A 6,777-nucleotide genomic window follows, 5' to 3' on the forward strand; every position below is an offset into this window, starting at 1 on the left:
GGTGTGTTGCTGGCTCTGCTGGTGCTGCCGCTCTACGTGCCGGTGCTGATTTTCGGCGCAGGGGCGGTGGATTCGCATCTAGGCGGTACCGGTGCCGAGGCGCACATGCTGTTGCTTGCAGGCGGCCTGCTGGGTGCCATCGCACTTGCGCCGTTCGCCTGTGCGGCGGCCTTGAGGATTGCAATGGAATGACGACTGACATCAAAGACAGAAGCGGACAGGGCAAGGGGCTCTTCCGTTTTTCGGCTCCCCCGGTTTTCTACCCCCTGGCGGGCAGACTGGCGCCTTGGTTTGCGGGGATCGCTGGGGTGCTCACGGTGATTGGTCTGTACATCGGTTTCTTTGTCGCGCCGACCGATTTCCAGCAAGGCGAGGTTTATCGTGTCATCTTCATCCACGTGCCGGCTGCGTGGATGTCGATGTTCATTTACTTGATCATGGCGTTCTGGGCAGCGGTCGGGTTGGTGATGAATACCCGTCTTTCCTTCATGATGACCCAGGCGCTCGCGCCGACCGGTGCAATCTTCTGTTTTCTCGCGCTGTGGACCGGCGCGCTGTGGGGCAAGCCTACCTGGGGCACCTACTGGGTGTGGGATGCACGCCTGACTTCGCAGTTGTTGCTGCTCTTTCTCTATCTCGGTTTCATCGCGCTGACCTCGGCAATCGAGGATTCGCGCCGCGCCGACCGGGCCGGCGCCATCATCGCGCTGGTGGGCGCGATCAACGTGCCGATCATCTATTTTTCCGTGCAATGGTGGAACACCTTGCACCAGGGCGCTTCCGTGAGCCTCACCCAGGCGCCCTCGATGGCGACCACGATGCTCTGGGGCATGCTCGTCATGGCGCTTGCCGCCTGGGCATACACCATTGCGGTCGCTCTCTGGCGGGTGCGCTCGATCATTCTCGAACGTGAGCGTCACACCGATTGGGTCAAGGCCGAACTCGATGTACAGGAGAGCCGGGCATGATGGAGTGGGGATCCTGGAGTGCCTTCTGGAGCATGGGAGGCAACGGCCTGTTCGTCTGGGGCAGTTATGCGGTGACGTTTTTGTGCGTTGCAGTGGAACTCGTCCTGGTGATACGCCGTCGTAGAGATACCGTGCGCCGACTGCTGCGGCTGCGTCGTGCAGCCCCAACCGGTACCGGTGCGCGGCGTACGACTGAGGAGATCTTTGAATGAAACCCCGTAGCAAACGACTCTTGTTGCTGGGCAGCGCAGGCGCACTGCTCATCGGCGCGGTGGCGCTCGTGCTGACCGCCTTCCAGCAAAATCTGGTGTTCTTCCACACGCCGAGCGAGGTTGCCGAGGGCAAGGCCCCGCAGGAGCGCGCTTTCCGCATCGGTGGCCTGGTGGAAGAAGGGTCGATAATGCGTGAAGACGACGGTTACACCGTGCGGTTCGCGATCACCGATACCGCACACGTCATTCCGGTGACTTACCGCGGCTCACTGCCGGCGATGTTCCAGGAAGGCAAGGGTGCGGTGGTGCAGGGCATCCTCGGTGAAGACGGGCTCTTTCGTGCTACTGAACTGCTCGCAAAGCACGATGAGAACTACATGCCGGTCGAGGCGCAGTTTGCGCTGGATCAGGCGCACAAAGCGCAGCAGACCGTTCAGTACTGAACCCAGCGGACCCTACAGATGATTGCCGAACTCGGTCACTTCGCGCTGATCCTGGCGCTTGTTCTTTCAATTGTTCAGGCGATTGTGCCGATGGTCGGTGCGGCGAAGAACCGCATCGCGCTGATGTCCGTAGGCCGCTCGGCGGCGCACGGACAACTGCTCTTCATCGTCATATCCTATGTTCTGCTCACCTATGCGTTCATCACCAGCGACTTCTCCGTCAAGCTCGCGGCTTCGCACTCGCACACACAGACACCGCTGATCTACAAGATCACCGGGGTGTGGGGCAACCACGAAGGTTCGCTGCTGTTGTGGGCAATGACTCTGTCGGTGTGGACCGTAGCGGTCAGCATCTTCAGCCGCAGTCTCCCGGAGGCCTTCATGGCACGCGTCATGGGCGTGCTCGGTTGGATCAGCGCCGGCTTCATCTCCTTCACATTGTTCACCTCCAACCCCTTCGAGCGGCTGCTGCCGGCGGTGGCGGAAGGTCGTGACCTCAACCCCTTGCTGCAGGATCCGGGGATGATCATCCATCCGCCGCTGCTCTACATGGGCTACGTGGGCTTTTCGGTCGCCTTCGCTTTCGCGATCGCCGCCTTGCTCACCGGCCGTTTCGACGCGGCATGGGCGCGCTGGTCCCGGCCGTGGACCACGGTCGCATGGATTTTCCTCACCGCCGGGATCGCGGTCGGCTCGGGCTGGGCGTACTACGAACTCGGCTGGGGTGGCTGGTGGTTCTGGGATCCGGTCGAGAACGCCTCTTTCATGCCCTGGCTGCTCGGTACTGCTCTCATGCATTCGCTGGCAGTCACCGAGAAGCGCGGTGCCTTCCGCAGCTGGACGCTTCTGCTCGCGATCAGTACCTTCTCGATGTCGCTGCTGGGCACCTTCCTCGTGCGTTCGGGCGTCATCACTTCAGTGCATGCGTTTGCGGTGGATCCAGCCAGAGGGCTCTATATCCTTGCGCTGCTCGTGCTTGTGATCGGCATTTCCCTGGTGCTGTTCGCTTGGCGTGCGCCCAAGCTGGCCGGTGGCGGCAGCTTCGATCTCGTGTCGCGTGATTCGAGCCTGCTCGCCAACAACGTGCTCCTCGCGGTGGTCACCGGCGCAGTCCTGCTCGGGACGCTCTACCCGTTGTTCATGGATGCGCTCAACCTCGGCAAGATCTCGGTGGGCCCGCCCTACTTCGAGGCTGTGTTCGTGCCGCTGATGGCCCCGGTCGTGATTCTGATGATGGTCGGCCCCTTCGTCCGCTGGAAGCGTGATGGCGTAGCGCGCATCGTCCGCAAAGTGGGTCCCGGCCTGCTCCTCAGTGTCGTCATCGGTGTCGGCTGGGCATTCGCGATCGGCCATGTCACCTGGCGCACCGTGCTCGGCCTTTCGCTTGCTGCCTGGGTGTTGCTGGCCAGTGCAAAGCTGTTGCAGGAGCGTTTCGCCGATCGCCCCGGGACCGCGCTGGCGGTAAGGCTTCGCGGCATTCCGGGCGGATGGTGGGGCATGTGGATCGCCCACTTGGGTATCGGCATTTTCATTATCGGTGTAACGATGATCGGCAGTCTGGAGTCTCATATCGATGTTCGCATGAGCGAGGGGCAACGCGCCGAGCTCGGGGGCTACACCTTCGTCTTCCGCGGTGCGAAGTTCGTCGAAGGGCCGAACTACGAAGCCGCGCGCGGTTTGATCGAAGTCTTCCGCGGCGATCGCCCCTGGACCACGATGACGCCCGAGAAGCGCTTCTACGTCGCCAGCGCGATGCCGATGACCCAGGTTTCGCTCGACATCGGCCCCTTCCGCGACCTCTATGTGTCCCTCGGTGATCAGCTGGACGCCGAAACCTGGCTGGTGAACCTGCACATCAAACCCTTCATCAGCTGGATCTGGGCCGGTTGCGTGTTGATGGGCCTCGGCGGCATTTTCGCCGCATCCGACCGTCGCTACCGCCGTCTGGCCGAACGCGCCGCTCCAGCGGATGCTGCGCGACAGGCTGGTTGACGTCTGGGAGTTGCAATGAAAGCGAAGTTTCTCGTACCGCTGGCGATCTTCCTCGCCCTCGCCGGTTTTCTCGGCTACGGCCTGACGCTCAATCCGTCGGTGGTGCCGTCGCCGCTGATCGGCAAGCCTGCGCCGGAGTTCCGGCTCGCAAAGCTCGATGCGCCGGATGAGCGTTTCGGCGTCGAAGACATGCGCGGCGAAGTATGGCTGCTCAACGTCTGGGCCTCGTGGTGCGTTTCCTGCCGTGCGGAGCATCCGTATCTGGTCGAGCTTGCACGTTCGGGCGGAGTGCCGGTTATCGGGCTCAACTACAAGGACGAGTCCGACGCAGCCCTGAAGTGGCTGCGTGATCACGGTAACCCCTACGTTGCGACGGTCACCGACAACGACGGCCGGGTTGGCATAGAGTACGGTGTGTACGGCACACCGGAGACCTTCCTCATCGACCGCGATGGCGTGATTCGCTACAAGCATGTCGGTCCGATCAACCGGGACACGGTGCGCAAGGTGCTGATGCCCATGATCGCGGAGCTGTCCAGTGCAGGTTGATCGTTTGGATGTCTGTGCCGCGCTTCGACGCGCAACGGCGATCGCGTTGTTCACATTGATCGCGCCGTTTGGTTCGATTTCGGCCTCCGATGTGGCGCAGCCGATGGCCGACGACCCCGAGCTCGAGGCGCGTGTGATGGCGCTGGCACGCGACCTGCGCTGCCTCGTCTGCCAGAACGAGTCGATTGCCGAATCGCGGGCGCCACTGGCGGTCGACCTGCGCGCTCAGGTCCGTGAGCAGCTCGGTGCCGGAAAGTCCGAAGCCGATGTTCTCGACTTTCTGGTGTCCCGCTACGGCGATTTCGTGCTGTACAAGCCGCCTTTCCGGGCCAGCACCGCGCTGCTGTGGCTTGGCCCCGGGTTTCTCCTTCTTGGCGGAGTCGGCTGGCTTTTGTTCCGCCTGCGCAGAAGGGCGGAGGAGCCCTTGCCTCAGCTCAGCGATGAGGAACGTCGTCGCGCACGCGCCCTGCTCGAGGGCGCACCGTCTGATTCCCAGGAGCAACAACCGTGACAGGTTTCACCATTCTGGCCGCCGCCCTTCTGGTCGGCGCGCTTCTGTTCGTCGTTCCACCGATGCTTGGCTTTGGCCGCCGTCGTCGAGCGCATGCCGTGCGCCAACGTCAGGCCGATATCGCGCTTGTCGTGTTGCGTGAGCAACTCGCCGAGCTCGAGGCCGACCGCGAAGCGGGCACTCTGGCGGACGCCGAGTATCAGCGGGCCCGTGACGAACTGGAACAACGCGCTCTCGAGGAGGGCCGTGCCGCCGAAGATGGTTCCGACATGTCGCCGGCCCGTATGCCGGCGGTCGCGCTTGCGCTCACGATCCCGGCGCTGGCAGTGTTTTTCTACCTGTGGATTGGTGAGCCCGATGCGCTTGACCCGGTAAAAGTCGCCGGTGAGCCCTCGCACGAGATTTCGACCGAACAGATGGCCGGTTTGGTCGCTCAGCTTGCACAGCGGCTGGAGGCTGATCCGAGCGACCCGACCGGTTGGCTGATGCTGGTGCGCTCTTACGCGATGATGGGCGATCTCGACGCCGCGGCCGCGACCTGGCGCCGCATCGGCGACAAGGCGCCCGACGATGCAGGCATTCTGGTCGACTGGGCGGACATTCTGGTCGCGGGTTCGGATGGTGATTTCTCGGGCGAACCGGACCGCCTCATTGCACGTGCGCTCGAGCTCGAACCCGACAACTTCAAGGCGCTGGCGCTCGCAGGCAGCGCGGCGTTCCAGCGCAGCCAGTATCAAGTCGCAGCGGACCACTGGGAGAAGATCCTGGCCCAGATTCCGCCGAGCGAGGACGGTTACCAGCAGGTGCTGACGAGTGTGAACGAAGCGCGGACGCGCGCTGGACTGTCTCCCATGGCGGACAACGGAGCGGTTCTGGAGCCGCCCACGGCCGCTTCGACGCTTGGCCTGACCGGAACGCTCACCCTGGCCGAAAACCTGCACGACCAAGTGTCTCCCGACGAGGCGATCTTCGTATTCGTGAGACCCGCGGCTGGCGGCATTCCTATCGCCGCATTGCGCTTCAGAGTTGCCGACTTGCCGGTCGAGTTCGATTTCCGTAACGCCGATCTGATGACGCAGTCTTCGTTGCCCGACCAAGTCGTGATCGCAGCGCGATTGTCACGGGGTGGCGATGCCACGGCCCGTTCGGGCGATCTGGAAGGCAGCAGCGACGTTGTTGCGATCGATGCCGTTGGTGTTGAAGTCGTCATCGACAGCGTGCGCGAGTAGGCCGATGAAAGCGTCGGCCTGGCATGCGCTTCGATGTCTCGCGCTCGGCTTCGTAGTCGCGCTTGGCGGTGTGACCTCCGCGGTGCAGGCGGAAGGCGCGGACGACGGGCGGATCACGCTTGCGTGTGGCGGCATTGGCAAGGATGAGTCCGCGCGAATGCTGGCCTTGCAGCCAGCACACGCGCTCACGCTGATTTTCGCTGCAAACGATGGCAGCTATCTTGCCGGTGTCGATATCCGTATCGAAGCGCCGCTCGAGGGGCTTTCCACCCAACGTTCATGCGGTCCGATCGGCCTGGTGGACGTGCCGGCCCGTGGCCAGTACCGCATCACCGCAAGCCACGAGGGGCGTGTGCTCGAGCAGTGGGTCGATCTGACCCCTGCCGGCGGTGCCAGACTCGTGTTGCGTTGGTAGGGCGTGTTCTCATACGCCATGGCGTATGAGAACACGCCCTAGAGTTCCGTCTTACTGTCCCGCGCAGCCGCAGCCTCCGCCACCGCCACCACATCCACCCGCCTGCGTGCCGGCTGCAGCGGCGGCTGCCGGTGCTGCCTCCTGTTTCGTAATCGTGATCGTGAAGTGGATGACGATCTCGCCCGGGTTGCGGGTGACGTATTCGATGGCGACCTGCTTCCCGTAACGCTGTTCGATCTGTTGCAGCAGCGGCACCGGATCGTGATCATTCACGAAGCGCATCGTCTCGCCGTCGTGAAGGGATTCGAGCGCGCCGAAGATGGCGGCATGGCGGAAGCGCTTGGCGACGCCGCGCGCATCGAAAGCGAAGGTGGTGTTATCCAGGATGGGCAGTTCGCTCATGGCGTGCTCCGAAGGGGGTTGGGGAGCACGAATGCTAGGCTGCGACCCCTTGGACG

Annotated in this window: 10 protein-coding genes; 9 read left to right on the forward strand and 1 reads right to left on the reverse strand. The window is 63.3% G+C overall.

The window, feature by feature from the left end; all coding sequences use genetic code 11:
* The 9 genes from GPA21_RS18260 to GPA21_RS18300 all read left to right on the forward strand — a co-directional run.
* The coding region (locus tag GPA21_RS18260) for a heme exporter protein CcmB (protein ID WP_211163688.1) at positions 1-192 on the forward strand (192 nt) is incomplete at its 5' end.
* Entirely contained in the window at positions 189-968 is a 780-nt protein-coding gene (ccmC, locus tag GPA21_RS18265) for a heme ABC transporter permease CcmC (RefSeq protein ID WP_168989530.1), read from the forward strand. The genes GPA21_RS18260 and ccmC, both read left to right, overlap by 4 nt.
* Positions 965-1,180 (forward strand): heme exporter protein CcmD, encoded by a 216-nt coding sequence (gene ccmD / locus GPA21_RS18270; RefSeq protein WP_422614177.1) that lies wholly within the window; start codon positions 965-967, stop codon positions 1,178-1,180. The genes ccmC and ccmD overlap by 4 nt, the downstream gene beginning before the upstream one ends.
* The gene (gene ccmE, locus GPA21_RS18275) at positions 1,177-1,623 is read left to right on the forward strand and encodes a cytochrome c maturation protein CcmE (protein WP_168989531.1); all 447 of its coding nucleotides are present in this window, start codon (positions 1,177-1,179) and stop codon (positions 1,621-1,623) included. The genes ccmD and ccmE overlap by 4 nt, the downstream gene beginning before the upstream one ends.
* 18 nt (positions 1,624-1,641) lie before the next feature.
* The gene (locus GPA21_RS18280) at positions 1,642-3,615 is read left to right on the forward strand and encodes a heme lyase CcmF/NrfE family subunit (RefSeq protein WP_168989532.1); all 1,974 of its coding nucleotides are present in this window, start codon (positions 1,642-1,644) and stop codon (positions 3,613-3,615) included.
* A gap of 15 nt (positions 3,616-3,630) precedes the next feature.
* Positions 3,631-4,164 (forward strand): DsbE family thiol:disulfide interchange protein, encoded by a 534-nt coding sequence (locus tag GPA21_RS18285; RefSeq protein WP_168989533.1) that lies wholly within the window; start codon positions 3,631-3,633, stop codon positions 4,162-4,164.
* Between the two features lie 46 nt (positions 4,165-4,210).
* Positions 4,211-4,675, forward strand: coding sequence for a cytochrome c-type biogenesis protein (locus GPA21_RS18290; RefSeq protein WP_281355966.1), 465 nt, complete (start codon positions 4,211-4,213; stop codon positions 4,673-4,675).
* Positions 4,672-5,904 carry a c-type cytochrome biogenesis protein CcmI gene (gene ccmI / locus GPA21_RS18295; protein ID WP_168989534.1) on the forward strand — a complete coding sequence of 411 codons (1,233 nt, stop codon included), beginning with the start codon at positions 4,672-4,674 and terminating at the stop codon, positions 5,902-5,904. The genes GPA21_RS18290 and ccmI overlap by 4 nt, the downstream gene beginning before the upstream one ends.
* A 4-nt stretch (positions 5,905-5,908) precedes the next feature.
* Positions 5,909-6,319: a hypothetical protein gene (locus tag GPA21_RS18300; RefSeq protein WP_168989535.1), complete on the forward strand. Its 411-nt coding sequence runs from the start codon at positions 5,909-5,911 to the stop codon at positions 6,317-6,319.
* Between the two features lie 51 nt (positions 6,320-6,370).
* On the opposite strand, the gene GPA21_RS18305 is transcribed toward GPA21_RS18300, so the two are convergent.
* Positions 6,371-6,721, reverse strand: coding sequence for a DUF2249 domain-containing protein (locus GPA21_RS18305; protein ID WP_168989536.1), 351 nt, complete (start codon positions 6,719-6,721; stop codon positions 6,371-6,373).
* Between the last annotated feature and the right edge of the window lie 56 nt (positions 6,722-6,777).

This window comes from Azoarcus taiwanensis (assembly GCF_012910885.1).
Classification (GTDB): domain Bacteria; phylum Pseudomonadota; class Gammaproteobacteria; order Burkholderiales; family Rhodocyclaceae; genus Azoarcus_F; species Azoarcus_F taiwanensis.